Raw genomic sequence first — 25,160 nt, 5'->3', positions numbered from 1 at the left:
CTCGGCCAGATGCCTTTACAGGGGTTCGCTCGCCTACATGATATTATATTCGCGGATCTTGCGATAGAGCGTCTTTCGAGAAATGCCCAACGCCGTGGCGGCCAGGGTCCGATTGTTGCCGAAGCAGGCCAGCACCTTGGCGATATGCTCCCGTTCGACGGCGTCAAGGGACAGAAAATCGCTTTCGCCCTCGGCCTTGACCGACAACTCCCGGGGCAGGGCGTTTTCGGTGATGACCCCGGCTTCGGACAGGATCACCCCGCGCTCGATGACGTTTCGCAGCTCGCGGATGTTGCCCGGCCAGTGGTAGTTGATCAGACACCCCATGGCCTTGTCCGAGACGCGATACGCCCCGCCGCCTTCGATGCGGCCGAGGAAATATTCCACCAAAAGCGGGATGTCTTCCTTGCGTTCGCGAAGGGGCGGCAGCTCGATGTTAAAGACGTTGATGCGGTGATACAGCGCCTCGTGGAACCGCCCGGCCTCCACTTCCTTGGCCAGGTTGCGGTTGGTGGCGAAGATGAGGCGGATGTCGGCCGTGCGCTCGTCCTTGTCGCCCACACGGCGGTAGGTCTTGTTCTCGAGTGTGCGCAGCAGCGAGGCCTGGACCTCCAGGGGCAGCTCACCGATCTCGTCGAGAAACAGCGTGCCCTTGTTGGCGAAGGTCATAAGCCCCTCGCGGTTCTCGGTGGCCCCGGTGAACGATCCCTTGACGTAACCGAAGAGTTCCGAACGGGCCAGTTCCTTTTGCAGGGTGGCGCAGTTCTTGATGACATAGGGCTTTTCGGCCCGTTTGCTGCGGGCCTGGATGGCCGTGGCCGCCACTTCCTTGCCGGCCCCGGATTCGCCGGTAATGAGCACGGGCACGTCGGTGGGGGCCACTTTGTCGATCAAAAACCGTATCTGCTTGACCGGGGCCGAGTTGCCGACGATCTGCTGGGGCTGGGCCTGTTTCTGGGCGTGGCGCAGCTGGCGGTTTTCAAAACGCAGGCAGGCCCGCTGGTAGGCCCGCTCCACCACCAGTTCGAGTTCTTCGAGATTAAACGGTTTGGTGATGTAGTCGTAGGCCCCGAGCTTCATGGCCTCCACGGCGCTGTCGATGTTGCCGTGGCCGGTGATGATGATGACCTCGATGTCCGGGGAGTGCTGGCGCAACTCCACGAGCACGTCGAGGCCGTCGGCGTCGGGCAGGCGCAGGTCGAGCACGGCCACTTCATAGGTGTTGCGGCGCAGCGCCTCCCGGGCCTGGTGGGCGGTCTCGGCCGTGGACACCAGACGCGAGGGCGTGGACAACTCTTTTTTGAGCAGCTTGCCGATGGACGGTTCGTCGTCCACCACGAGTACGGAATAAGGGCTGGTCACGTGGTCTTTTCCGGGTTGACGGGCAGGCTCACGGTGAAGGTCGCCCCCTGGCCGGGGGTGCTCTTCAGGGTGATGTCGCCCTGGTGTTTTTTCACGATGGACATGCAGGTGGAAAGCCCGATGCCGATGCCCTTGCCGGAGCGCTTGGTGGTGAAAAAGGGTTCGAAGAGCTTGTCCACGTTCTCCGGCGGCACGCCGCAGCCGGAATCCTCCACGGACAGGCACACCGCCCCCTTGGACGACTGATAGGTGGTGATGATGATGCGGCCCGGTCCGGTGATGGCGTCCATGGCGTTGACGAGCAGATTGAGCATGACCTGCTTGATCTGGTGTTCGTCGCCGTGGACCATGGGCAGGTTTTCGCTGAGGTCCACCCGCACGGTGATTTTGGCCTGGTTGCGCTGCTTGAGGTGGCTGCGCAGGAGCTTGAGCGTGTCGTTGACCACGGCGTTTAGGCTCACGGCCGAGAAACTGACGGTCTTTTGGCGACTAAACGTCAGCAGCGTGGTGACGATGTCCTGACAACGCCGGCACTCGCGCAGGATGGTGGCGACATAGTCCTCCACATCCTCCATGACCCGGGGATCGACCTTTTCCTTGAGCGCCGGCAGGCGACGACGCAGCCCCTCGGCAAAGCCGAAAATGGCGGTCAGCGGATTGTTGACCTCATGGGCCACGCCCGTGGCCAACATGCCGATGGTGGCCATCTTTTCGGCCTGGTAGAACTTGGCCTGGTATTCCTTTTCCCGGCTGACGTCGCGCTTAAAGACCAGGATGTGCCGGTCCGGGGCGTCGGGGCGGTTTATAGGCGAGGCCACCATCTCGAATTGCACGTTCTTGCCGCCGATCTTGAAAATGGCCGTCTCACGGCAGATGTCGCCGGCGGCAAACGAGGCGCTGGCCGGGCAGCCCGGGCAGGGCACGTCCTCGCCGCGAAAGATCTGGTGGCAAAACATGCCCTCGGGCCGGGGCACGTCGGGAAAGGTCTGGCGAAAGACGTGGTTGACCGAGAGGATGCGCAGATCGCTTGTGAGCACCATCATGATGTCGGTGATGCCGTCGAGGATGGCGGCGATCTCCCGGCGGCGCTGGGCCGATTGGGTATTGGCGTCCTTGAGCGCCTCGATGGTCTGGCGCAGCTCCTGGAAAAACCCCAGCTTGCTGTGCTCGATGCCGATGAGGTCTTCCAGGGAAGGCCCCTTCCCGGGCATCACCAGGCCTCCTGACACACGCCAAGCAGCGATTCCCAGCTAGCCGGCCGGGGGTTGGTCAGGGTGCAGGCGTCGTTGACCGCGGCTTTGGCGATGGTTTCCAGGCAGCTGCTGTCGGGCAGGATGTCGCGCAGCCGCACGGGCACGCGCAGATCGGCGAAAAAGTGTTCCAGCCAGGCGATGCCGGCCTGGGCCAGATACTCGTTGGAACACATGCGGGGCCCGCACAGGATGCGGCCGATGTTGGCGAGCTTGTCCACGCTCACGGCCAGATTGAATCGCATGACCGGCGGCAACAGGATCGGATGGACCAGGCCGTGGAGCACGTCGAACATGCCGCCCAGGCTGTGGGCTAGGGAGTGGCCGATGCCCAGGCCGGCGTTGGAAAAGGACATGCCGGCGCAGGTGGAGGCGATGCTCAAGTTTTCCAGGGCCTCGATGGAGCGGTTCTCCAGAGCCGGGCGGATGTTGTGGGCGATGAGCCGGATGGCTTTTAAGGCCTGGTGCTCGGTGAAAGGCGAGGACAACAGCGACAGATAGGATTCCACGGCATGGGCAAAGGCGTCCACGGCCGAGGAAATGATGAGTTCCTCGCTCTTGGTCAAGAGGACCAGCGGATCGATGATGGAGACGTTAGGCACCAGCGACCGGCTGATGATGGACATCTTCACCTGTCGGGCCACGTCGGTGATGATGCAAAACTGGGAGATGTCCGAGCTTGAGCCGGCGGTGGTGGGCAGGAAGATCATGGGCGGCAGGGGCCGCATGATGCGGTTGGCCCCTTCGTAGTCGCTGATGCTGCCGCCGTTACCGACGATGGTGCCAATGCCCTTGGCCGCGTCCATGGGGCTGCCGCCGCCCACGGCGATGATGACGTCGGCCCGCTCGCGCACGTAGATGTCGGCCCCTTCGTGAATCTGGTGGTCGCGGGGGTTGGAGTTGACGGCGTCGAAGTAGACCCACTCCAGGCCGTTGTCGCGCAGGATTTCCTGGATGCGGTCAACCCAGCCGGCCTTGGCCAGGCCGCTGTCGCTGACGAAGAGCACGCGGCGCGCGCCCACGCGTTTGGCGCAGGAAGCCAGATGGACGATGCTGCCCCGGCCGAAGATGATTTCGGGAATGGCGAACTTGCTGATCCGCATGAGGCTCCTTGGCGCGCGCCCGGGGGCGGCCGCGCGCGACGCGGGCCGAAACCGCCGGTCCGCCGCGCGGCCCCGGGCCGCATGCCGGCCGGCCGCGCCTGGGGAAGCCCTGGCGCTTTCAGGATATCGTTTTCGAAAGTAGCCCGCCGCCCGGCAAAAGGTCAAGCCGAGGGGGAAGCTACGGCATTGCGGGCGAATTTTGTCTCGCGCCTTGGACGATGGAGCATTTTGACCCAAGTGGCTCAAAGAGTGTTTCGTTTTTGGGGCGCCTTCGCAACACGCTATAATATTTAAAATAACATAGTTTTCAGAACCAGTTGGTTCTTTCCGGGATCGCCGGGACGGTCACGATGGGACGCAGCGCACACACCGCATTTCCAATAGAATAACACCAACACCTTGTATTCAATTGATATTATCGGCATGGAGTGATACTTGCTAGTTTTAACACAAACGTGTCCGTCCAGTCCCTGCGTTTCGGTCAAGGACGTATGCCGCCAAGACTCTCCCGTGGGGGTCGGCGGCGGGCGATGGGGCGACACGAAGCGTTTTGTTGCCGTGTGGCATGTAAGGCCGGTTGGCCAAGAAAACACCATGGTTGGAGGGTATAATGCCAAAGTTCATTCGTATCGACATGGGCGCGAAAGCGGTGAAGATCGAGGAATGCCCCGAAAAGTACGCCGGCCTGGCCGGCCGCGGGCTGACCTCCATTTTCGTGGCTGATGAAGTGAAGCCGACCTGCCATCCCCTTGGCAAGAACAACAAGCTGATCTTCGCCCCCGGGTATTTGACCGGCACCAGCGCCGCCAACTCCGGCCGCCTGTCCTGCGGGGCCAAAAGCCCTCTCACCGGCGGCATCAAGGAAAGCAACACCGGCGGCACCTTCGCCCAGCGCATGTCCAAGATGGACATCAAGGCCCTGGTTTTCGAAGGCCTGCCCGAGGGCGACGGCTTCTACGTCGTCAAGGTCACCATGGACGGCGCGACCATTGAGGAAGCCCCGGCCGAAATCATCGGCATGGGCAACTACGAAGCCATCAAGGTCCTGCAAGCCAAGTACGGCCCCAAGGTCGGCGTGGCCATCATCGGACCGGCCGGCGAAATGCGCCTGACCGCCGCCAACATTTCCTTTGCCGATCCCCAGAGCAACATCCGCAGCGCCGGCCGCGGCGGCCTGGGCGCGGTCATGGGCGCGAAAAAGATCAAAGCCGTGGTCATCGACGACACCGGCGCGCCCGGCGTGACCATCGCCAATCCCGAAGCCTTCAAGGACGCGTCCAAGCGCTTCACCAACGCCCTGACCACCCACCCGGTCACCGGCCAGGCCCTGCCCAAGTACGGCACCAACATCCTCATCAACATCCTTAACGAGGCCGGCGGCCTGCCCACCAAGAACTTCCGCACCGGCCGCAACGAGTGGGCCAACAACGTCGGCGGCGAAACCATGGCCGCCGTCATCGAGTCCCGCAAGGGCAAGACCACCCACGGCTGCCATGCCGGCTGCATCATCCGCTGCTCCCAGCACTACAACGACAAGGACGAGAAGTACCTGACCAGCGGTTTCGAGTATGAGACCATCTGGGCTCTTGGCGCCAACGCCTGCGTGGACGACCTCGACGCCATCGCTTACGCCGACCGCGAGTTCGACGACGTGGGCGTGGACTCCATCGAGACCGCCGTCACCGTGGGCGTGGCCATGGAAGCCGGCATCATCCCCTGGGGCGACGCCAAGGCCATGCTGAACCTCATCCTGGAAATCCGCAAAGGCACCCCCCTTGGCCGCATCCTGGGCAGCGGCGCCGGCGCCCTTGGCCAGATGTATGGCTTAAGCCGCGTGCCCACGGTGAAAAACCAGGCCATCCCGGCCTACGACCCGCGCGCCGTCAAGGGCGTCGGCCTGACCTACGCCACCACGCCCATGGGCGCGGACCACACCGCCGGCTACGCCGTGGCCACCAATATCCTCAAGGTCGGCGGCTTCGTCGATCCGCTGGGCAAGGAAGGCCAGGTCGAGCTGTCGCGCAATCTGCAGATCGCCACCGCCGCCGTGGACAGCACCGGCATGTGTCTGTTCATCGCCTTTGCCATCCTGGACATCGCCGACGGCTTCAACGCCCTGGTGGAGATGATCAACGCCCGCTACAACCTGTCGCTTACCGGCGACGACGTGGTGGCCCTGGGCAAGACCATCCTCAAGGCCGAGCGCGGCTTCAACGAGCGCGCCGGCTTCACCAAGGCCCACGACCGGCTGCCGGAGTTCTTTGAAGAGCCCTGCGCCCCGCACAACGTGACCTGGGACTTCACCGACGAAGAGATCGACGAGGTCTTCAACTTCTAGGGCGTCGCCCCAAGGCTTCGCTGCTCCGCCCGGGAGGAACGGCCCCTGCCGTCCCTCCCGGGACCTGGACATCCCCTTGCCGCGTCGAGCCAAGGCCTCGCCAGGACAAGGGGATTTTTGTTATCCTCGCCAGAATTGCCTACGACCAAACCTGCCGTTGGAGGGATTGTCCATGGCGAAGTCCATTGAATTGCGTGGTTTCATGGAACTGTCCGAGCTGTTTCGGGAACGGGGCTGGAACACGCCCCACGAAGTGGCCGTTTCGGGCACGATGACCGGGCCTGAACTGCTGGCCCTGCTCGACGTCGGGCGGGAGCGGGTCGAGGTGATCTTCGTCAACGGCAAGGCGACGAGTCCCGAGGCGGCCACGGTTGCCGCAGGCGACCGGGTCGCCCTGGCCCCGCCGGGCGTGCCCGGACCGTACCGCGTGCTGCTGGGTTTCAAGAAAATGGGCTGACGGGACGGTCTTTGGGCCGCGCGCCGTTTGCGCCGCTTCCGCTCCGCCGCCTGCCCGCCGACTCGGTTTCGTTTGGCTCCGGCCGTGGCGCGCGGTATTTGATCCTCCACGACTTTCCGACATTACCGCTTCCGGCGGGCCATTGGCCGCCGGGACGACGCGTGGTTCCCTGGCCGGCGCATCGAAACGCCCCGGCCGGCGGCGGCTTTGGGTCAAAAAGCGCCGGTCTAGGCGCTTCGTCGCCGTTGCGAGCGGACAGCGCCCCGGGGCACGGCATCTCCCACCCCGCCCGTTAAACCCGGCCCGGCCTGGATTTGCGGCCGCCGCCCGGCTTTCGCAGCGACGTGCGGCGTTATTTCCTACCCAATTGCTCCGCTTTTTGCATGGCCTCCTGGCGCGCCCCTAGAAAAAGGATTTTAGGCGCTTGTCCCCGAAACGCCATTGGCGCTTTTCGTGGACGCGTCACGAGACGGCAACCGCCGCCGTAGCCACGACCTCGGCGTAAACCGCGCCCAGGGCGGCCAGGAAGGCGGCCTGGACATCGGCCGGGGCCACGGTCCGGCCGCCGTAAGCCAGCTCGCGGGTGGCGCAGGCGTCGGCGGCCACGGTCACGGCGTAGCCCAAATCAAAGGCCGCCCGGACCGTGGCGTCCACGCACATGTGGGTCATCATGCCGGCCACCACCAGGCGCTTGGCGCCGCAGGCGTCAAGGGCCGCGCCCAGGCCGGTGTCGCGGAAGCTGTTGGGCCAGTGCTTGAGGATGACGGCCTCGCCGGGCAGCGCGGCCACGCAGGCGTGGATGTCGGCCCCGGGCGTGCCGGGCAGGAAAAACGTGGCCCCGGGGCGGGCGGCCTCGTGGCGGATGTGGAACACCGGCCCTCCGGCGGCCCGGAACCGGGCCAGCAGGGCGGCGGCGTTGCGGCCGGCGGCCTCGGGTTCGGCCAGGGCCATGGCCCCGCCCTGGAAATAGTCGTTTTGGATGTCGATGAGGAGCAGCGCGCTCGGCTGTTCCGTTTGGGAGCTGGTCGGCATGGCCGCCTCCGGGCATGGCCGGGCCTTGACCCGGGTTTGCGGGCGCGACTTGACGCGTGCCCGGTTCCTTTGGCAAGTGGTATCATCGAATCGATCGGTTTAATCGATTATCGCCCCCCCGTGGGGACGGGGCGCATTGTGGAGTACGAACCTATGGCCGTCATTCATAGCGTATGTGTGAGCCGCAAGAAAGGGGAACGCAAGAGCGCCGTGGAGCGCGTCTCCCTGGTCGTTGACCACGGCATCGAGGGCGACGCCCATGCCGGCTCGCCCCGGCAGGTGAGCCTGCTCTCCCTGGACGCCCTGAACCGGATGCGCCAGAAGCTCGACTGGCTGGCGCCCGGGGATTTCGCCGAAAATCTCAATGTGGACGGGCTTGAAACCCTCGACATCGCCGTGGGCCGGCGCATCCGGGTCGGCGCGGACGTAGTGCTCGAAGTCACAGCCATCGGCAAGGCCTGCCACGACGCCGGCTGCGCCATCAAGAAAGCAGCCGGAACCTGCGTCATGCCCCGGGAAGGCGTGTTCGCCAAGGTGCTCGTCGGCGGCGACGTCACGGCCGGCGATGTGGTGGCAGTGGTGGAAGAGTAAGAAAAAATGCCTCCGGCGGCCAAAGGGGCTGAGCCCCTTTGGAAACCCCACATGGGGGGGACGGGGGCGCTTGGGTAATGTGAACTGCGCCCTCTGGGCGGCGAGGAGACGGACGTGGCCGTGACCCAGAAATGCCAATACGCCCTGCGCGCCCTGCTCGAACTGGCCCTACGCGAGGGAACCGGGGCAGCCCCGGCCGGCGAGATCGCCGACCGCCAGGCCATCCCCAAACGCTTCCTGGAAGTGATCCTCAACCAGCTGCGCCAGGGCGGCTTCGTGGCCTCCCAACGCGGCAAGGAAGGCGGCTTCTACCTGGCCCGGCCGGCCTCGGAAGTGACCGTCGGCGCGGTGATCCGCTTCATGGACGGCCCCATCAGCCCGGTGGACTGCCACCGGGAGCGGCCGGGCCACGACTGCCCCCTGCAAGGCGGTTGCGTTTTTCGGGGACTCTGGGACGAGGCCCGGGACGCCCTGGAACGGGTCTACGACACCCGCAGCCTGGCCGACCTCGTGGCCGAGGACCGGCGCATACGCCAAGCGGCCAAAACCGCCGACTACGTCATCTGATAAACGTTCCCTACGGCCGAAACATGTCCGCCGCCCAGGCCAGGGCCTCGAAATAGGCGGCCGAGGCGTCGTCCGGGGCCAGGCCGTAGGCGCGAAGCGCCGCCCTGGCCGACTCGCCGCCGGCGTCGTAGCAGCCGGCCAGGGCCAGACAGGGCGTGCAGGAACTTTCCCCGCCAAGCAAGGCGACCCGCGTGCGCTCGTCAATGGAGATGCCGGCCAGGGCCTGGACCATGGGCATCCCGAGCATGGCGTCGAGCAGCGACAACAGCCCCGTCAGGCAAATGCTTTGGCCGTCGTGGCAGGTCGCGCGCCCAGGGAGGCGGCGGCCGTCGGCCAGAGCCAAAAACCGGCCGCGCACGGCCGAGGCAAAGGCCAGCTCCCGGTCGCGGGCGGAGTCCCCAATCGTGGCCAGCATGTTGACGGCCACCCAGCTGGACAGGGCGTTGCGGCCCAGGCGCGTGACCGCGAAATCCACGGACTCGATGGGCTGGCCCCGGTAGAAGCTGGCCGTGTTGACATAGCGCAAAAGCTTGTAGGTCAGCGACACGTCCGAGCCGATGATCTCGCGCACCCGGCGCACGTCCAGTTCGGGCTGGCTCACCTCAGCCAGGAGATTGAGCTTCACCGCCTGGTTGGGTTCGAGGATCTTGGCCGTGACGATCTTGGGCCGGCTGTAGAAATACCCCTGGGCCAGAGGCACGCCCCGGTCGCGGCACCAAGCCACGTCGGCCTCGGTTTCCACTTTTTCGGCCAGCACGGTCTTGCCCAGGGCCAGACAGCGGTCCACCACGGCCCCAAGCTTGGCCGAATCGCCGGCCAGGGCCAGGAAATCCACCTTGATGTAGGTCACGTAGGGTAGGATCGGATCAAAGGACGGATCGCCCACGTAATCGTCCAGGGCCAGCACGAAGCCGGCTTCCTGGATGCCGCGCACCAGCTCCACAAAGGCCGCGTCGCAGGTCACATGCTCCAGGATTTCGATGACGAAGCGTCCCGGGTCCAGGAATTTATGGTGGCCGGATTCCAGGATTTCCTTGGAAAAGTTGATAAAGATCTTCTTTTTCGGGTCGATGTCCTGGGAAATGGCGTGAATGCCGTTGGCCAGCACCGACAGGGTCGCCTCGGCATCGGAAGGAAAGGAAGCCGCGTTGGGGCCGCCAACGGTGCGATAGAGCAGCTCGTAGCCGAACACGTCGCCGTCGATGCGATAGATGGGGTGTCTGGCTACGGCGTAATTGTCGTCTGTATTGGGGGACATGGTGGTTAAGGCGCGTCTGGCGTACGGCTGAAATGTTTCTGGTTCAGGCGTTGTCCTGGCGGGGCAAAGCCTGGGCTTGGAAAAAAACGCCGCCTGTTGCAAAGGCAACAAGGAAAAACTCAGGCTTCCGGTCTATACCTCGCCGGGCCTGGGCCTTCAAGCACGAAGGCGCAAAAGCATGTTGAAGACGAAATCAGGCCAGGCGTTGGGCCAGATCGGCCGGCAGCACGGCCCAGCCGCCGACGCTCCCCGGAGCCAACCGGCCGAGGTCGTCGCGGCCAAGCAGCCGGGCCGGATTCACGGTCAGGGCCTCAAGCACGGCCCGGCCCGGGAGTTCCGGGTGGGCGGTGAAAAGCGCCCGGGCCTCGTTCCAGAGGTTGAGGTCGTCGTTGGAGGCCAGGCTGTCCGTGCCCAGGGCGAGCCGCACGCCGGCCGCCGCCAGGGCCGGCGCGTCGGCGACGCCGACGCCGATGCGGACGTTGCTGCGCGGGCACAGGCAGGCCGTGACCTCGGACCGGGCCAGGATGTCCAGATCGCCCGGGGCAAGGCTGACCACATGGACGGCCAGAGTGTCCGGCCCGAGCAGCCCCTGGGCGGCCGCTTCGGCCACGGGCGACCGGCCAGGCGGCTGCCAGCCCTTGGGCAGCAGCCGGCCGGCCAGCATGGCCGCGAACTCGCCCCGGCCGGTGGTGAACAGTTCCATTTCGCCGGCATGTTCAGCCAGATGCAGGCTAAAAGGCGTGCCGTGCTCACGGCAGACGGCCCGCGCCCGGCGCAGCAGCTCCGGGGCCGTGGAATACAGGGCATGGCCGCAGACCGTGGCCGCCACGCCGTCGCCGGCCGCGTCAGCCAGCTGGGGCGGCAGGTCCAGGGAGACGCCGGCCCGGCGGCCCAGGATCTCGCGGCACACCAGCCCGGACAGGCCGGCCGCCCGCAACGCCCGGGCCACGGCCGCCCCGGCCCGGCCGGCCACGTCGATGACGGCGGCCGTGCCCGTCCCGGCCACCTCGGCCACGGCGGCGGCCAGCACGTCCGGCGGCGCGGTGTCCCGGGCGGCGGCGAAAAGCCAGCCCGCCCAGGCGCAAAAGCCGGCCGGCGGCGGAGCCTGGCCGCGCAGATGGGAAAGTTCCAGATGGGCGTGGGCGTTGACGAGTCCCGGCACGAGGACGACGTCGCCGAGATCGTCCACGGGGCCGTGAAACCCGGCCAGCACCCGGCGGGCCGGGCCGACGTCCAGGATGCGCCGGCCGGCCAGGATCAGGGCGGCGTCATCCAGAGGCGCGTCCCCGGGGACCATGGTCAAGGCCCGGGCGGCGCGCACGGCGCGGGGAGTCGGCGGCGGGCGCAATATTAGCGTTGAAACACGACCAGGGAGGACTTGACGAAGGCCCGCAGCTTGTCCACCCGCTCGTTGAAGGCGGCCAGTTGCCGGGCGGCCGCGCCGGATTTGTTCTCCAGCGCGACATCCCCGCCGACGTAGGGCGTGTCCTTGATCTTCTGCAAGGCGTCCATGATATTGTCCAACCGGTCGAAGAGGTAGTTCTTTTCGTCCTTGGTGAAACAGTAGGTCGTCTTATTGTAGATGTAGTAGAGGTCGCAGAGATTGAGCGCCAGGCCCAGCGATTTTTCGATGCGGGCCTTGAGATCCTGGTAGAAGACGAACTCGTCGGTGTACGGGCGTTTTTCGGTCAGCCCGTCCCGGTCTTCCTGCTCCTTGATCTGGATGGCCTGGACCACCGCCTCGTTGAAGTAGTTCATGAAGTAGTTGATGCTTTGGCGCATGTTGGGCGTTTCCGCCGCGGCCGGCGCGGCCAGGGCCAGACAGACGAGGCAGGCCAGGGGCGCAAAAAATCGCTTCATGGTTGTTCACCAGACGGTTTGAAGGTTGTCGGGGGGCGTGTCCCTTGTCCGGTTTGGCACGAGGGCGCGGCCAAGTCAAACAGCTTTCGCGGCAAGGAAAAAAACCTCGTCCCGGGTAAAGCGCAACAGCTCCCGGGGCAGCCCCAGGGCGGCGTAGGCCGGGGCCAGTTCGCCGGCGTGACCCAAAAGCTGGCCAGCGAAGCGGCGCGGCGCGAAAAGGCCGGCTGGCGCGCCGCCCAGGGCGGCCGCTTCCTCCCGTACCAGGGCCAAAAGCGCCCTGGCCCGGGCGCGGTCCCCTAGGGCCGGATGGCGTGGCCCGGCGATGATCGCCGCTTCCAGTTCCGGCTGCGGGGCCAGCCCCAGGCGGGCCACGGCCACCCCGGCCCGCCACAAGGGAACCAGCGCCTCGGCCAGGGCGTCGATGGTCGCTTCCAGGGGCCAGGGAACATGCCGCCCGGCCCGGTACAGGTCGGCCAGCGCGGTGCCTTCCACCACCAGACAGGGATGGATGCGGACCAGGGACGGAGCCAGGGCGCAGGTCTCGGCCACATCCCGGGCCAGGGCCGCCGGATCGTGCCTGGGCAGGCCGGGCAGGAGCTGCAGGCCCAAATCCAGGCCGGCCGCCCGCACGGCCCGGGCGGCCCGGCGCGTGGCCTGGGCGTCATGGCCCCGGCCCGAGGCGATAAGCACGGCGTCGTCAAAGGTCTGGGCCCCGATCTCGACCAGATCGAGCCCCAGGCCGGCCAGTTCGGCCAAAAGCCCGGGCGGGCAGGCGTCGGGCCGGGTGGAGCAGCGGATGCGCCCAATGAGTCCGGCCCGGCGAAACCGCAAGGCCGCTTCCAGAAAGCGCCTGGGCCAGGGTTCGGGCAGGGCCGTGAAGACGCCGCCGTAAAAAGCCAGCTCATAGGGACCGCGTCCGTCCCGGGCGGCTTGGGCAAGCCCCCCCTCCATGGCGGCCAGGGTTTCACCCAGGGAAACTGGCGGCGCGCCGGCCTGCACGGACTGGGCACAGAACACGCAACGTCCCGGACATCCTTGAAAACTGATGTAGACCGGCCACACCCGCGTGCGCTCCCTTGGCGGCTCGGGATGCCGGAAAAAACGCCCCCGGGGGCTGCCCCCGGAAATGACATTTTGGCGAAGATGGCGAACGATATGCGTGGAGGCCATTATTTTTCTCCTAAGCCACTTGAAAAAATGCCTTTCCTTTTTTATAGCTTGAACCAAGGCGTTGGGCCGGCCCGTGGCCGGGCTGTTTCGCCTGGGGAGAGAGGGGACAATTCATGGATGCCGCCGACTGTATTTTTTGCAAAATCGTCAAGGGAGAGATCCCCTGCGCCAAGCTCTACGAAGACGAGCTGACGCTAGCCTTTCTGGACATCGCCCCGGTGGCCCCGGGCCATGCCCTGGTCATCCCCAAGGCCCATCACCCCGACCTGTTCGCGCTGCCGGTTGAACTGGGCGCGGCTTTGCTGGCCGCCCAGCAGCGGGTGGGCCGGGCCGTCATGGCGGCCATGGGCGCAACCGGCCTCAATGTCCAGCAAAACAACGCCCAAAGCGCCGGCCAGATGGTGTTTCACGCCCACTATCATCTGATTCCGCGCCGGGAAGGCGACGGCCTGGCCTTGTGGCCGGGCACGCCCTACCCCGCCGCCGCCGCCGTGGCCGCCGTGGCCGAAGCGGTGCGCGCCGCCCTGGCCAAGTAGCGCCCGGTTTCTCAACTTGTGCAATCCGCCGGCCGGGCCTGCCCGCCCGTCCTGCTCACCAAACGCAACGCGCCGGAGAACGTCATGAACGGGAAAACCCTCACCAAGGCCGACATCGTTGACTACATCTACGAAAAGACCGAGCGCAACCGGGCCGAGGTCAAGGTCCTGGTGGACCATCTCCTCGAACTCATGAAACAGTCCATCAAGCGGGACAACTCCCTGCTCGTCAGCGGTTTCGGCAAGTTCGAGTCCTACGACAAAAAAGCCCGCAAGGGGCGCAATCCCCAAACCAACGCCTCCATCATGCTGCCGCCGCGCAAGGTGGTGGTGTTCCGCCTGTCCCGCAAGTTCCGGGCCGAACTCAACCCCGACGAAGTGCTGTAGCCCGCCCGGGGTCGGGCTGGCGGCCGCTCCAGGCAGCCCTGAAATTTCGGGAGTCGACCCGGGCGGCGGCCGCCCGGCCGGAGACCCAAGCCCCGTGGCCGGCCTGGCGGTCGCCACGGCCGTCGTGCCCATGGTCCGGCAACGGACCTGCCCCACCCGCCCGGCCTTGACCCAGCGCTTTTTCTCCAGGGCGACCAGCGCACTTCCCGCCGCGCGCCCGGCATGGGCCATGCACGCCGGACAGACGACGTTGCGCCTCTCCCCCGCGCGTGGACTGGCCTGCCACTTTTCTGGAAGTTTTGAGGCGTGGCGGACCGCGACGCCCCTTCGTGCCCGGCAGGGTCCGCCGGGCCGTTACCGGGCGACGCCTCTCCCGGCCGCGCTCACGCTCGGGCGCTTCCGACAGCCCCCCTCGCCGCCGGGCCAAAGGCGTTACTGCGCGATGATAAAAGCCCCGGTAAACCGCTCGCCCAAGCGGAATCGCGCCTCGTCCGCCACCGCCGACGTCGGGAAAGTCCCGGCGTGGACCAGATGCAGCAGCGCCCCGTCGATCTCCCTGGTCTGGATGCGCGATCCGGCATACCCGGCCGCCTGTAGCCGGGCAAAAAGACGTTCCGCGTTGCCGCGCAGGGCAAAAGCCCCCACCTGCACGTAAAACGGTCCCGGCAGCTCGCCGCCGGGTCCGGCTCCCGGCGCATCGCCCTCCACCTCCACCCGCACCCTGGCCGTGCCTCGGGCGTGGACCCCGAGTTCCCGCGCCCCGGCCTGGGACAAATCAATGATGCGCCCAGCCACGAACGGCCCCCGGTCGTTGACCCGAAGCGTCATGGACCGGCCGTTCTCCAGGTTGGTCACCCGCACCTTGGTCTGCATGGGCAACAGCTTGTGGGCACAGGTGAGCTGGTATTGGTCGTAGACCTCGCCATTGGACGTGCGCTTGCCGTGAAACCCCGGGCCGTACCACGAGGCAATGCCTTCCTCGCGGTAGCCCTTGGCCGAACGCAACGGCACATAGGTGACGCCTTTAATGGTATACGGTCGCAGCGTGGCCGGTTCGCGGCTGCTGGGGCCGGGCACCGGAGCCTTGGACGCGCAGCCGGCCAGAAAAAACGCCGCGACCAGGGCGGCCAGGAGCCGAAGGGCCATCGGGCCGGCGCGTCGAGGGAGGCGCAACATGCCCCCAAGGTAGCCGCCGCGCCCGCCCCTGGCAACCATGGAGGAAATGGAGGAGGCCTCCGGCGGCTGGGGGCCTGAGGCCCCCAGACCCCCCTCCTGGAGAAAGGGTTAGGGGGTTGGGGCTGCTTCCGGTGACATGGTCGGGCGTGCATAAGAGGAGGCAGGACAAGGCGGCAGTGCGCAGGGCCTTGGATCATGTTGCCGGGGGGGCGCTCGTGGCGACTAGCCCTTGCGGCGTGGCCGCCGGTTTCGTAGGGTGGCCTAACGGGGGATCGTATGCGTCTTCGCTGGAAATTCTTCTTGATTCTGCTCGGGTTTGCCCTGGTCCCCATGCTGGTGCTCACCCACGTCAACCGGCGGCACGTGGAACGCCTGGGTCAGTCCATCGCCGCCGAGGGCAACGCCGTCATCAGCGAGGTGGTCAAAAACGAGCTGCGCCAGACCGCCGAAGACTTTTCCCTGGTCATCCGCCGCTCCAAAAGCGCCCTGGACTTCAGCCTGTCCATGACCGTCGCCGAGACCGAACGGCTGCTTTTCGCCCCGCCGTTGCCCCGTCAGGACCAGGGCGGGCACGAGACGCCGTCCGTGGGCGTCCATGTCCCCATGGGCGTACGCCCGGACACCGTCGCCCTGTCCCGGCTGGCCGGCCTGGCCCCCACGGCCGGACTGCTGCGCCATGAACTCGACAACACCGTCCTTTTTGTAGCCGTGTCCCTGGAAGACGGAATCTCCGTCGCCTTTCCCGCCCGGGAAGGCCTGCCCCCCGACTACGATCCGCGCCAGCGGCCCTGGTACAAAGCGGCCAAGGCCGCTTTCGACCCCAAGCGCCCGACCGCCCAGGAGGTGGTCTGGAACGATCCGGCCGTGGACCCGGCCACCGGCCGCCTGACGCTGACGCTGTCTCGGGCGGTCGTGGGGCCGGGCGGGCGATTTGTCGGCGTGGCCAGCCTGGACGTGCCTCTGGAGCGGGTGCTCCAGGAACAGGAGATCGCCTCCCAGTGGTCCCAGGCCATGCGCGCCTATCTGGCCGCCCCGGTCCGCGACCCGGCCACCGGCAAGCGCGTCCTTTACGTCTGGGCCCGCCGGGACGACGACGCCACGGCCCGAGACTGGAAAAGCGCCGTCAATTTCGAACCGCTGACCTCGTCCGACGCCGCCGGCTTCGACGCCATGCTGGCCGCCATGGAGCGCGACGCCTCGGGCACGGCCGAGCTGCCCCTAAACGGCGTGCCGTCCTTTTGGGCCTACGCCCGGCTCATGCGCGGGGCTTCCCTGGTCATCGTGGTGCCCACCTCCATGCTCGATCCCATGGCCGAACAGAGCCGCCGCGAGATTCTCGCGGCCACGGACCAGATCGTGCGCCTGTCCGGCGCGGTCATGGCTGCCGCCCTTTTCGCCGTGGCCCTGGCCGCCTTTTTCAGCACCAAGGCCTTTGTCCGGCCCATGGTGCGCATGATCGAGGCCTGGAAGCGCCTGGGGGTCGGCGACTTTACCGTGCGCCTGGACGAGCGATTGAGTGACGAGCGCCAGGCCCTTGTCGACGCCTTCAACGAGACCGTGCCGGTCCTGGCCGACCATGTGCGGCTCCAGCGCTCCCTGGAGCTGGCCCAGGAGGTGCAACAAAACCTCCTGCCGGCCGCGCCGCCGGTCCTGGACGGCCTGGACGTGGCCGGAACCTCGATTTCCTGCGACGAAACGGGCGGGGATTACTTCGACTATCGCGTGGTGTCGCGCGGCGGCGCGGTCTGCCTGGATACGGCCGTGGGCGACGTCACCGGCCATGGCGTGCCCTCGGCCCTGCTCATGGCCACGGCCCGGGCGCTGCTCTTGGCGACGGAAGACTCCGAGACGCCGGCCGGCCGGGTACGCCGGGCCAACAGGCTCCTGTGCCGCGACGTGGGCGACTCCGGCCGGTTCATGACCCTTCTCGCCATGGAAATCCGGCCCGGGGAAGGCATCGCCCGCTACGTGCGGGCCGGCCACGACCCGGCCCTGTGCTACGATCCGGCCCGGGGCGTTTTCGAGGAATGGCCGGGCACGGGCATACCGCTGGGTATCGATCCGGACTACGCCTACACCGAATACACCATGCCCTTTACCGCACCCGGGGTCGTGCTGGTTCTTGGCACCGACGGCATCTGGGAAGCGCGAAACGAGGCCGGCGACATGTACGGCAAGGCCCGGTTCCGGGAGGTGGTGGCTGGCGCTTCGGGGCTGTCCGCCGCCGGCATCGTGGCCGCCGTGCTGGATGATCTGGTGGGATTTCGCGGCTCCCGCCGCCAGGAAGACGATGTGACGCTGGTGGTGGTCAAGCGGCTGTAGCGTCGCGCGGCGGCGGGAAATCCGCTGTCTGTGGCGGGGCCGGCTACAGCCCCCGTTCCCTTCAGGCCTCGGCCTCGGGCCGGCCTTCCAGCAGGGTCACCACAATGGCCCGGCGCTTGCCGATCTTTTCCGCTTCCTTCCTGTCCGGCACAGCCACGTCGATGGTGCGGCGGTGGCGCTGGTGCATGGTGTCTTCGATGGTAAAAACGCCCAGGCCCTCAATGTGGACCTTGTCGCCGAAATTCCAGCCGGATTTGAGCAGATCCCGGGACACGGCCACGATGCCGGGCCGGATGCGGGTGCCGATGGCGGTGCCGGATTTCTTGCCTTTACCGCCGTTTTCCCGAGGATCGGGGGTGTAGGCGGTGACCGTGGCGGCGATGCGCTGTTTGTTGGAAAGGTTGCTGATGGAAATGTTTTTGTGGGTTGAGGCTTGCGCCGCTGCGACGCTTAAAAGCAAAGCAAAAACGACTGTAAAAACTCTCATGGATGCACGTCCTCCATGTAGTGTTTCGCGCTGGCTCCGGTGTGGGCAAAGACACCGGGCAGGCGTCCCGGGTGCATGATCCAGACGGCGGCGGACATGGATCAGGGGGAAGTTGGCGCTGTGAAGAATCCTCTCGGAGATGAAGCGAGCCGCGAGGATGATGCGGAGTGATTCTTTGGCCGTTGTGAGGGGCGGTACCTAGTGAAGCCCGGGCGGGATGTCAACCCGAAACGGGCGGTTTCGGCTTGTCTGAAATTTATTTTAATTTTTGTCTTTTAGCACGATATTTCAGGATGATAAGGCTTGACAGGAGCGGTCTGGACGCGGTCGGGGCCGATTTTTTTTCATACCGTGGCAGTCGGTGAACTCGCTAAAAAATCCAATGATTCTAGCTTATGGGCAAAGACGGTCTGCCCCCTTGCGTCCAGGCCGGCGCAAGGCTACCTTGCCGGGACGCGCCGCAAGCCGTTTTAAGCGGCGCGGCCAAGGAAAACCCATGACCATCACCCGCGCCGCACCCGTGCTCATGGTCGACGACGTCGCCCGCACCGTCGCCTTTTACCGCGACGTCCTGGGCTTTGCCTTCCTGGCCGGCGTCACCGAGGCCGGACGGGAGACCGTCGTCGATTGGCCGCCCCCCGGCCCGCTGGTCTTCGCCATGATCGAAAGCGGCCAGGCCCGGCTCATGTTCGAGACCCGCTCCTCCATGGCCGCCGATCTGCCGCGCTTCGCCGAAGCCAAACGCGGCGGTTCGCTGATCCTTTATCTCGAATGCGACGACCTCGACGCCCTGTATGAGCGCTTAAGCGAACACGCTCCGTTTTTGAAAGCGCCCCATGCCACCTTTTACGGAACCCGCGAGTGCAGCATCGAGGACCCCAACGGCTACGTCCTCACCTTTGCCCAGCGCCTCGAAAAAACATCGCCAACCCCGGAGACTGCCCCATGACCCTGTCCGCCGACCTGTTCGCCAAGGCCCAGACGCTCATCCCCGGCGGCGTCAACAGCCCCGTGCGCGCCTGCCGCAGCGTGGGCTGCGATCCGCTTTTCATCGCTTCCGCCGCCGGCTCCAAGATGACCACCGTCGAAGGCCGGGAGATGCTCGACTACGTCATGTCCTGGGGCCCCATGCTCCTTGGCCATAAAGACCCCGACGTCACCGCCGCCATCCGGTCCGCCGTGGAAGCTGGCGTCAGCTACGGCGCGCCCTGCCCGGGCGAAGTCGCCCTGGCCGAGGCCGTGGTGGACGCCGTGCCCGGCATCGACATGGTGCGCATGGTCAACTCCGGCACCGAAGCCACCATGAGCGCCGTGCGCCTGGCCCGGGGCTACACCGGCAAATCCATGATCGTGAAGTTCGAGGGCTGCTACCACGGCCACTCCGACGCCTTCCTGGCCGCCGCCGGTTCGGGACTGGCCACCTTTTGCATCCCCGGCACCCCGGGCGTGCCCGCCGACACCGTGCGCCACACCCTGCTCGCCCCCTACAACGACCTGGATGCGGTCAAGGCCCTCTTCGAGACCCGGCCCGACATCGCCGCCGTCATCGTCGAGCCCGTGGCCGGCAACATGGGGCTGGTGCTGCCCAAGCCCGGCTTCCTCGAAGGCCTGCGCGAACTGACCGCCGCCCACGGCGCGCTGCTCATTTTCGACGAAGTCATCACCGGCTTCCGCCTGGCCTACGGCGGCGCCCAGAGCGTGTTCGGCATCGACCCGGACCTCACCTGCCTGGGCAAGATCATCGGCGGCGGCCTGCCCGTGGGAGCCTACGGCGGCAAGCGCCACATCATGGAGCGCATCGCCCCCTGCGGCGACGTCTATCAGGCCGGCACCCTGTCCGGAAATCCGCTGGCCATGGCCGCCGGGCTGGCTACGCTGACCAAGCTCAAGGCTTCCGACTACGACGCCCTGGCCGAGCGCACCAAGGCCCTGGCCGAGGAAATGGCCGCCATCCTGCGCGACAAGGGCGCGCCCGTGACGCTCACCCGCATTGCTTCGCTTTTTACGCTCTTTTTCTGCGACGGCCCGGTCACCAACTTCGACGAGGCCAAAAAAGGCGACGCCGCGCGCTACGCCAGCTTCTATAACCAGATGCGCGAAGCCGGCGTCATCCTGGCCCCCTCGGCCTACGAATGCGCCTTCACCTCCTTCGCCCACTCCGAGGACGACTACGCCCGCACCCTCGACGCCGTGCGCAGCGTGAAATTCTAAGAAGACGGGGCGCTGCCCCGCGCCCCGCCAGGAGAGGCGCTGCCTCTCCTGGACCTCTCCGCCGGGGGGCTTAGCCCCCCGGACCCCCAAATGGGGGGCGTCATGTGGCGGGCGAGGGGCGTTAATCGTCGGGCGGCAGGCAGGAGCGCGGTGTTTCCGAGAAAACGAGACAAAGACGCGACGCCAGCCGCTTCCGGAGCGGCTCCGCCCGGGCCGCCGCCCGCGCGATTCGCCGCTTTTCAGCCCGACGCCCTGGAGATCGTGGCCACGCCCACGCCCGTGCGCTATCGGCTGACCCTCTATCTGCTCCTGGCCTTCTGTCTGGCCGCCCTGGCCTTTGCCTGCCTGGCCGAGGTGGACCGCATCGTCGTGGCCCCGGGCAAGCTCGTCTCGGCTCGAAAAAATATCACCGTCGCGCCGCTGGAAACCGCCACCGTGCGCGAGGTCTATGTCTCGGCCGGCAAGTCGGTCACGCGCGGCGACGCACTGATTGCCCTGGACCCGGCCTTTGCCGAGGCCGGGCTGGCCGAGCGCGACAAGGACCGGGCGGCGCTTTCCGCCAAGGTCTGGCGGCTGCGCTGCGAGGTCTCGGGCCTGTGCGCCCAACCGCCCGACGCGCCGCCCTCGGCCGCGCCGCCGGCCGAGCTGGCCTTGGAGCGCGATGTCCTCAATGCCCGACGTCGGGAATTCGCGGCCAAGGTCGACGCGCTCACCCAGCGCCAGCGGGAATTGTCGGCCAAACTCACCACCAATGCCGCCGAAGCCGCCAAGCATAAAAAGCAGATCGCCCTGGCCAAGGATCTGGAGCGCATGTACGGCGACATCTACAGCCAAGGAGCCAGCTCCAAGGTCGAGTACATGAAGGCCCAAAGCAGCCGTATCGAAGCCGAGGGGCAACTGGCCAGGCTGCAAAACGAAGCCGGCGAACTGCGCGAGTCCCTGGCCCGGGCCGAGGCCGAAAAACGCGATTTTGTGGAGAACTGGAAAGCCGGCGCGGCCAAGGAGCTGGCCGACGCCTCGCGCGAGCTGTCCGGGGCCGAGGAGCGCCAAAAAAAGGCCGAGCGGCTGCGCGATCTGGTGGTGCTGCGCGCCCCGGAGTCGGGCACGGTGCTGGACGTGGCCGCCAGGTCGGCCGGGGCCGTGGCCCAGGCCGGGGAGACGCTTCTCACCATCGTGCCGGCCGGCGAGGAGCTGGTGGTGGAGGCCGAGGCGGCGGCCCAGGACATTGGCCTGCTGCGCCCCGGCGACCCGGTGCGCGTCAAGTTCGAGGCCTTCCCCTACCAGCGCCACGGCGTGGCCGAAGCCCGGCTGGCCACCATCAGCCCCGACGCCCTGGAGAAGACCACGCCCGAAGGCCAGCGCCTGTTCTACCGGGTGCGCGCCACCCTGGGCGCGGTGCGCCTGACCGCCGTGCCGCCGGACTTCCGCCTCATCCCCGGCCTGAGCCTGACCGCCGAAATCCGGGTGGGCAGCCGCCGCATCATCACCTACCTGCTCTATCCGCTGCTTAAGACCTTTGACGAAAGCCTGCGCGAACCTTGACGGCGCGGCGTCAGGTCGAAAGCGCCCAGTCCGTGCCGTAACGGCTATGCACCAGGGTGCTGCTTAAAAGCGGCAACGGCCCCTGCGGCAGCAGGATAGGCAGCTCGGTGCAGCACAACAACGCGCACTGCGCGCCCCGGGCCTTGAGACCCTCCAGGATGGCGATAAACCGCGTGCGGTCCTCGTCGGTGTAGACGTTGCGGCACATGCGCTCGAAAATGGCGGCGTTGATGTACTCCCGGTCGGGTTGGTCCGGGGTCAGGACCGTAACGCCGCCCTTCTCTCGGATGCGGTCGCGGTAAAAGGCCTCTTCCATGAGCGGGCGCGCCCCGAGCAGGGCCACGGCGGCGTAGCCGGCGTTCTTGACCGCTGCGGCCACGGCGTCGCCGATGTGCAGGATGGGCACGCCAATCGCCTGGGCCACGGCGTCGTGGTAGCGGTGGATGAGGTTGGAGCACAGCATGACGCCGTCCGCCCCGGCCCGTTCCAGTTGCCGGGCCGCGCCGGCCAGGATGGCCTCGGCCCCAGACCGGTCGTCGGCGCGCATGGCCTGTTCGAGTTCGGCGAAGTCGATGCTGGCCAGCACCAGCCTGGCCGAGTGCAGCCCGCCCAGGCGCACGGCCACCTCCTCGTTGAGAAAGCGGTAGTATTCCACAGTCGAGGTCCAGCTCGTGCCGCCCAGCAGTCCAAGGGTCTTCATGGGGATTCCTCCGGAGACAAGGTTGCCCATGGTTTCGGGAAATACGTGGCCCGGGTCAATGGACAGATTTTTGAACTGTGTCGGCGCCAAAACAGCACAGATGGTTCTTCCGCTTGGCGGCCGATGGCGGTAGGATGGCCGCAACCACACCGGATCACGGAGCAAATCCCATGAGCGAGGAAGTGTTTGCCGACGGCATATTAGGCGTCGGTTTTGGCAAGGGGGCCGTGCGCATCGATTTCTTCGCCCTGTCGGCCGACGCCGCGGACGCCAAGGGCCAGCCGGCCAAGGAGCGCCGCCAGCGCATCGTCATGACCACCGAAGGCTTCATCGAAGCCTACGCCATGCTGTCGGGGGTCATGGAAAAGTTGCAGGCCCAGGGCCTGGTGCGACGCCAAGGCCCGGGCGCGGCCGCCCCGGACAAGGACGGCAAGGACCAGACGCCGGCTTCCGGCAGCCCGAGCCCGAATTTCTAGCGTCTCCCCGAAACTACGCGAGGTTCTGGAAAAATGCGGGTTGCGGTCTGTTGTCCGTGAGTCCGCCAGACGCGTTTTCTCTGGAAGCGGCACGCGTGGCGACTGTGGTCCGCGCGGCGGTTTGCCTTGACACGTCGCGTCGCCCTGGCCCAAGGATACGGCGTACCTGTAACGTTTAGCGGGAGGGCGGACGGCGGCATGGAAGAACGCGAAATCACCATCTCCGAACGGGTGCTGGGGCTTGTGCGCCGGATGCCCGCCTTCGCCGACCTGTCCGACGGCCAGATCATCGCCCTTTTCGCCGACAAGGGGCTGCGTTACCGCGAATACCGTCCCGGCGAGACCATCATCCGCGAGGGCGACCACGACAGCTGGGTCTACTACCTCATCTCGGGCCAGGCCCGGGTGCTGGCCCAGGAGGCGCAGGTTGCCCGGTTGGCCGATTACGGCGACATCTTCGGCGAGATGGGGCCGCTGCGGGGCCGGCCGCGCAACGCTTCGGTGGTGGCCGACTCCCCCGTGTCCTGCCTGGCCATCGATCTTTCCATCCTCGACCGCCTGCCCCCGGACGAACGCCGAGCGGCCAGCCGGCTTTTCGAGGAGCTCATCACCGACGTGGTCCACGACCGCCTGTCCCGGGCCAACCTCGACGCCGCCGCCCTGCGCCGCGATCTGGCCATGGCCGCCTCGGCCCTGGCCGGCGTCAACGCCAGGGTGCGCGACCTGGAACGCCGCATCCTGGAACTGACCCGGGAAAACCAGGAACTGCGCCGCCAGTGCGGCAGGTAGCAGCCTGCTCCACGGTCCGGCCAGCCGGTCGCCAGTCCGCGCCCGGCCAGGGACGGAACGCGCCTCGATCCCGGTTCGCCGCTGTCCGTCAGGCGGCGGCAGGAACATGAGCCGGCCATGAGCGTTGTCCGCTTCAGCCCGACCTGGCTCACCGAAGACAATTCCTATCGCGTGCGCGCCTGGGCCGAGGCCTGTTTCTTTCCCGAAACAGCAGACGATCTGGTTGCAGCCTTGCGGCAGTCCGTTGGAGTCCGGGTCGTGCTCCTCGGCCATGGCTGCAACGTCCTACTTTCCCGGGATCATTACGACAGTTCCTTCCATTTTATCGCCACGTCCCGTCTGGAGCCGGCCCTTGTCGTTGCAGGAGACAGCTTGCTGGCCGGGGCCGGGGCGCGGCTTCGTGACGTCTGCCGGCTGGCGGCCCGCTGCGGCCTGTCCGGGCTGGAGCGGCTGTGGGACATTCCCGGCAGCATCGGCGGCGCGGCCCACATGAACGCCGGCGCCTATGGCGCGTCCTTTTATGACGTGGTGGAGTCGGTGGACGTCTATGACCCGGGCGCCGGGCAACGCGCGGTCCTGTCCCGGGAACAGTGCCGGCCGGCCTACCGGATGACGGCCTTCCAGGGCACGGACACGGTGATCCTGGGGGTGGCCCTTCAGCTCACGCCGGCCGATCCGGCCGCCGTCCTGGCCGAGATGGGGCGCATCGGGAAGCTGCGGCGCTCCCGGCTGCCCTACGACTTTCCCAGCGCCGGCAGCGTGTTTCGCCGGCCCGACGGCGCGCCGCCGGTGGGGCAGATCGTGGAAGAAGCGGGGCTCAAGGGCTTTCGGATCGGCGGCGCGCAGATTTCGCCGCGCCACGCCGGCATCATCGTTAACGCCGGCGGCGCGACCGGAGCCGACATCCTGGCCGTCATCGAGGTCATGCGGCGCGCGGCCTGGCAGCGCTACGGCGTGGAGCTGGTTTTGGAGCAGGTGGTGGTGTGACGCGTGGCGGCCGGCGTCAGCTTTCGCCGACCGGCGGCCCGGCAGCTTCAATGGCTTCCCGAACCAAACGCAGCAGGCTGCCGCCCTGGAACAAATAACCCCGGATGCCGGCCCGCCGGGCGGCTTCGAGGTCGGACGGCTTGTCGCCGATGAGCAGGCTGCGCTCCCGGTCCACCCCCCAATCGTCCATGGCCGCCAGGAGCATCCCCGGCTGGGGTTTGCGGCAGGAGCACTCCACGGCCAGTTCGGCTATGAGGCCGTCCACATGGTGCGGGCAGTAGTAATAGGCGTCGATGTGTGCCCCGTGGCGGCCCAGCTCGTCCTGCATCCACCGGTGCAGACGGGCGACGTTCCCGGGGCCGTAGTAGCCCCGGGCGATGCCGGACTGGTTTGTGACGACAAAGGCCAGCCAGCCGGCGTCGTTGACGTGGCGGACGGCGGCCACGGCCTCGTCGGTCCAGACAAAGGCCTCGGGGGTGTGCACGTAGCCGGCGTCGTGATTGAGCACGCCGTCGCGGTCAAAAAAGACGGCCGGTCGGCCTTTTTTCATCATGGCTTT

25 protein-coding genes are annotated in these 25,160 nt (G+C 66.9%); 13 read left to right on the top strand and 12 right to left on the bottom strand.

All coding sequences use genetic code 11. From position 1 onward, the window contains the following. Nucleotides 1-33: 33 nt before the first annotated feature. The 3 genes from DMR_RS01005 to DMR_RS00995 are packed head-to-tail and all read right to left on the bottom strand — an operon-like array spanning nucleotide 34 to nucleotide 3,715. Nucleotides 34-1,362: a sigma-54-dependent transcriptional regulator gene (locus tag DMR_RS01005; protein ID WP_012749820.1), complete on the bottom strand. Its 1,329-nt coding sequence runs from the start codon at nucleotides 1,360-1,362 to the stop codon at nucleotides 34-36. After that, on the bottom strand, nucleotides 1,359-2,573 hold the full coding sequence (locus tag DMR_RS01000; RefSeq protein WP_012749819.1) for a two-component system sensor histidine kinase NtrB: 1,215 nt from the start codon (nucleotides 2,571-2,573) through the stop codon (nucleotides 1,359-1,361). The genes DMR_RS01005 and DMR_RS01000 overlap by 4 nt, the downstream gene beginning before the upstream one ends. After that, nucleotides 2,573-3,715 carry an iron-containing alcohol dehydrogenase gene (locus DMR_RS00995; RefSeq protein ID WP_043599801.1) on the bottom strand — a complete coding sequence of 381 codons (1,143 nt, stop codon included), beginning with the start codon at nucleotides 3,713-3,715 and terminating at the stop codon, nucleotides 2,573-2,575. Before DMR_RS00995 ends, DMR_RS01000 begins: the two co-directional genes overlap by 1 nt. 610 nt (nucleotides 3,716-4,325) lie before the next feature. On the opposite strand from DMR_RS00995, the gene DMR_RS00990 reads away from it, so the two are divergent. Together DMR_RS00990 and DMR_RS00985 are read left to right on the top strand one after the other, a co-directional pair. After that, nucleotides 4,326-6,053: an aldehyde ferredoxin oxidoreductase family protein gene (locus DMR_RS00990; protein WP_012749817.1), complete on the top strand. Its 1,728-nt coding sequence runs from the start codon at nucleotides 4,326-4,328 to the stop codon at nucleotides 6,051-6,053. Nucleotides 6,054-6,225: 172 nt separating this feature from the next. Next, on the top strand, nucleotides 6,226-6,510 hold the full coding sequence (locus tag DMR_RS00985; RefSeq protein WP_012749816.1) for a hypothetical protein: 285 nt from the start codon (nucleotides 6,226-6,228) through the stop codon (nucleotides 6,508-6,510). A gap of 462 nt (nucleotides 6,511-6,972) precedes the next feature. On the opposite strand, the gene DMR_RS00980 is transcribed toward DMR_RS00985, so the two are convergent. Next, entirely contained in the window at nucleotides 6,973-7,542 is a 570-nt protein-coding gene (locus tag DMR_RS00980; RefSeq protein WP_012749815.1) for a cysteine hydrolase family protein, read from the bottom strand. A gap of 153 nt (nucleotides 7,543-7,695) precedes the next feature. Here DMR_RS00980 and DMR_RS00975 point away from each other — a divergent pair, with 153 nt between their 5' ends. Then, nucleotides 7,696-8,133, top strand: a complete 438-nt coding sequence (locus DMR_RS00975) for an MOSC domain-containing protein (protein ID WP_012749814.1) — start codon at nucleotides 7,696-7,698, stop codon at nucleotides 8,131-8,133. Between the two features lie 114 nt (nucleotides 8,134-8,247). Then, nucleotides 8,248-8,700 (top strand): RrF2 family transcriptional regulator, encoded by a 453-nt coding sequence (locus DMR_RS00970; protein ID WP_012749813.1) that lies wholly within the window; start codon nucleotides 8,248-8,250, stop codon nucleotides 8,698-8,700. A 10-nt stretch (nucleotides 8,701-8,710) separates the two neighbouring features. Here the strand turns inward: DMR_RS00970 and DMR_RS00965 are convergent, their stop codons facing one another. The 4 genes from DMR_RS00965 to DMR_RS00950 form a co-directional block, all read right to left on the bottom strand. Then, nucleotides 8,711-9,958 carry an EAL and HDOD domain-containing protein gene (locus DMR_RS00965; protein ID WP_012749812.1) on the bottom strand — a complete coding sequence of 416 codons (1,248 nt, stop codon included), beginning with the start codon at nucleotides 9,956-9,958 and terminating at the stop codon, nucleotides 8,711-8,713. A 193-nt stretch (nucleotides 9,959-10,151) separates the two neighbouring features. After that, the gene (locus DMR_RS00960; protein ID WP_232502857.1) at nucleotides 10,152-11,279 is read right to left on the bottom strand and encodes an amidohydrolase family protein; all 1,128 of its coding nucleotides are present in this window, start codon (nucleotides 11,277-11,279) and stop codon (nucleotides 10,152-10,154) included. Between the two features lie 29 nt (nucleotides 11,280-11,308). After that, a complete protein-coding gene (locus DMR_RS00955) occupies nucleotides 11,309-11,818 on the bottom strand; it encodes a hypothetical protein (RefSeq protein WP_012749810.1) in 510 nt (169 codons plus the stop codon). 75 nt (nucleotides 11,819-11,893) lie between these two features. Further along, nucleotides 11,894-12,988: a radical SAM protein gene (locus DMR_RS00950; protein WP_012749809.1), complete on the bottom strand. Its 1,095-nt coding sequence runs from the start codon at nucleotides 12,986-12,988 to the stop codon at nucleotides 11,894-11,896. 113 nt (nucleotides 12,989-13,101) lie between these two features. Between DMR_RS00950 and DMR_RS00945 the strand changes: the two genes are divergently transcribed. Both DMR_RS00945 and DMR_RS00940 read left to right on the top strand, forming a co-directional pair. Then, complete coding sequence (locus tag DMR_RS00945) at nucleotides 13,102-13,524, top strand: HIT family protein (RefSeq protein WP_012749808.1); 423 nt, start codon at nucleotides 13,102-13,104, stop codon at nucleotides 13,522-13,524. Between the two features lie 84 nt (nucleotides 13,525-13,608). Further along, nucleotides 13,609-13,911: an integration host factor subunit alpha gene (locus tag DMR_RS00940; RefSeq protein WP_006920179.1), complete on the top strand. Its 303-nt coding sequence runs from the start codon at nucleotides 13,609-13,611 to the stop codon at nucleotides 13,909-13,911. 432 nt (nucleotides 13,912-14,343) lie between these two features. On the opposite strand, the gene DMR_RS00935 is transcribed toward DMR_RS00940, so the two are convergent. After that, nucleotides 14,344-15,057, bottom strand: a complete 714-nt coding sequence (locus tag DMR_RS00935) for a septal ring lytic transglycosylase RlpA family protein (RefSeq protein WP_012749807.1) — start codon at nucleotides 15,055-15,057, stop codon at nucleotides 14,344-14,346. 306 nt (nucleotides 15,058-15,363) lie between these two features. On the opposite strand from DMR_RS00935, the gene DMR_RS00930 reads away from it, so the two are divergent. Beyond that, the gene (locus tag DMR_RS00930) at nucleotides 15,364-17,409 is read left to right on the top strand and encodes a SpoIIE family protein phosphatase (protein WP_012749806.1); all 2,046 of its coding nucleotides are present in this window, start codon (nucleotides 15,364-15,366) and stop codon (nucleotides 17,407-17,409) included. A 61-nt stretch (nucleotides 17,410-17,470) separates the two neighbouring features. On the opposite strand, the gene DMR_RS00925 is transcribed toward DMR_RS00930, so the two are convergent. Then, complete coding sequence (locus DMR_RS00925; protein ID WP_012749805.1) at nucleotides 17,471-17,896, bottom strand: 3D domain-containing protein; 426 nt, start codon at nucleotides 17,894-17,896, stop codon at nucleotides 17,471-17,473. A gap of 496 nt (nucleotides 17,897-18,392) precedes the next feature. Between DMR_RS00925 and DMR_RS00920 the strand changes: the two genes are divergently transcribed. The 3 genes from DMR_RS00920 to DMR_RS00910 all read left to right on the top strand — a co-directional run bounded on the left by DMR_RS00920 (nucleotide 18,393) and on the right by DMR_RS00910 (nucleotide 21,649). Beyond that, a complete protein-coding gene (locus DMR_RS00920; protein WP_012749804.1) occupies nucleotides 18,393-18,845 on the top strand; it encodes a VOC family protein in 453 nt (150 codons plus the stop codon). Beyond that, nucleotides 18,842-20,107, top strand: a complete 1,266-nt coding sequence (gene hemL / locus DMR_RS00915; protein WP_012749803.1) for a glutamate-1-semialdehyde 2,1-aminomutase — start codon at nucleotides 18,842-18,844, stop codon at nucleotides 20,105-20,107. The genes DMR_RS00920 and hemL overlap by 4 nt, the downstream gene beginning before the upstream one ends. Nucleotides 20,108-20,257: 150 nt before the next feature. Next, on the top strand, nucleotides 20,258-21,649 hold the full coding sequence (locus tag DMR_RS00910) for an HlyD family type I secretion periplasmic adaptor subunit (RefSeq protein ID WP_043599795.1): 1,392 nt from the start codon (nucleotides 20,258-20,260) through the stop codon (nucleotides 21,647-21,649). Nucleotides 21,650-21,659: 10 nt separating this feature from the next. On the opposite strand, the gene DMR_RS00905 is transcribed toward DMR_RS00910, so the two are convergent. Continuing rightward, nucleotides 21,660-22,349 carry an aspartate/glutamate racemase family protein gene (locus DMR_RS00905; protein WP_012749801.1) on the bottom strand — a complete coding sequence of 230 codons (690 nt, stop codon included), beginning with the start codon at nucleotides 22,347-22,349 and terminating at the stop codon, nucleotides 21,660-21,662. Nucleotides 22,350-22,519: 170 nt separating this feature from the next. On the opposite strand from DMR_RS00905, the gene DMR_RS00900 reads away from it, so the two are divergent. From DMR_RS00900 to murB, 3 genes are all read left to right on the top strand, one after another. Continuing rightward, nucleotides 22,520-22,825, top strand: coding sequence for a hypothetical protein (locus DMR_RS00900; RefSeq protein WP_043599792.1), 306 nt, complete (start codon nucleotides 22,520-22,522; stop codon nucleotides 22,823-22,825). 198 nt (nucleotides 22,826-23,023) lie between these two features. Then, the gene (locus DMR_RS00895) at nucleotides 23,024-23,614 is read left to right on the top strand and encodes a cyclic nucleotide-binding domain-containing protein (protein WP_012749799.1); all 591 of its coding nucleotides are present in this window, start codon (nucleotides 23,024-23,026) and stop codon (nucleotides 23,612-23,614) included. 117 nt (nucleotides 23,615-23,731) lie between these two features. Continuing rightward, nucleotides 23,732-24,601: a UDP-N-acetylmuramate dehydrogenase gene (murB, locus tag DMR_RS00890; RefSeq protein ID WP_012749798.1), complete on the top strand. Its 870-nt coding sequence runs from the start codon at nucleotides 23,732-23,734 to the stop codon at nucleotides 24,599-24,601. 16 nt (nucleotides 24,602-24,617) lie between these two features. Here murB and DMR_RS00885 read toward each other — a convergent pair whose 3' ends face one another. Next, nucleotides 24,618-25,154: a D-glycero-alpha-D-manno-heptose-1,7-bisphosphate 7-phosphatase gene (locus tag DMR_RS00885; protein WP_043599790.1), complete on the bottom strand. Its 537-nt coding sequence runs from the start codon at nucleotides 25,152-25,154 to the stop codon at nucleotides 24,618-24,620. Nucleotides 25,155-25,160 lie beyond the last annotated feature (6 nt).

Origin of the sequence: Solidesulfovibrio magneticus RS-1 (assembly GCF_000010665.1) — a bacterium.
GTDB classification, from domain to species: Bacteria; Desulfobacterota; Desulfovibrionia; order Desulfovibrionales; family Desulfovibrionaceae; genus Solidesulfovibrio; species Solidesulfovibrio magneticus.
The sequence above is the reverse complement of the archived record's forward strand: the minus strand, read 5'-3'. Positions and strand labels throughout refer to the sequence as shown.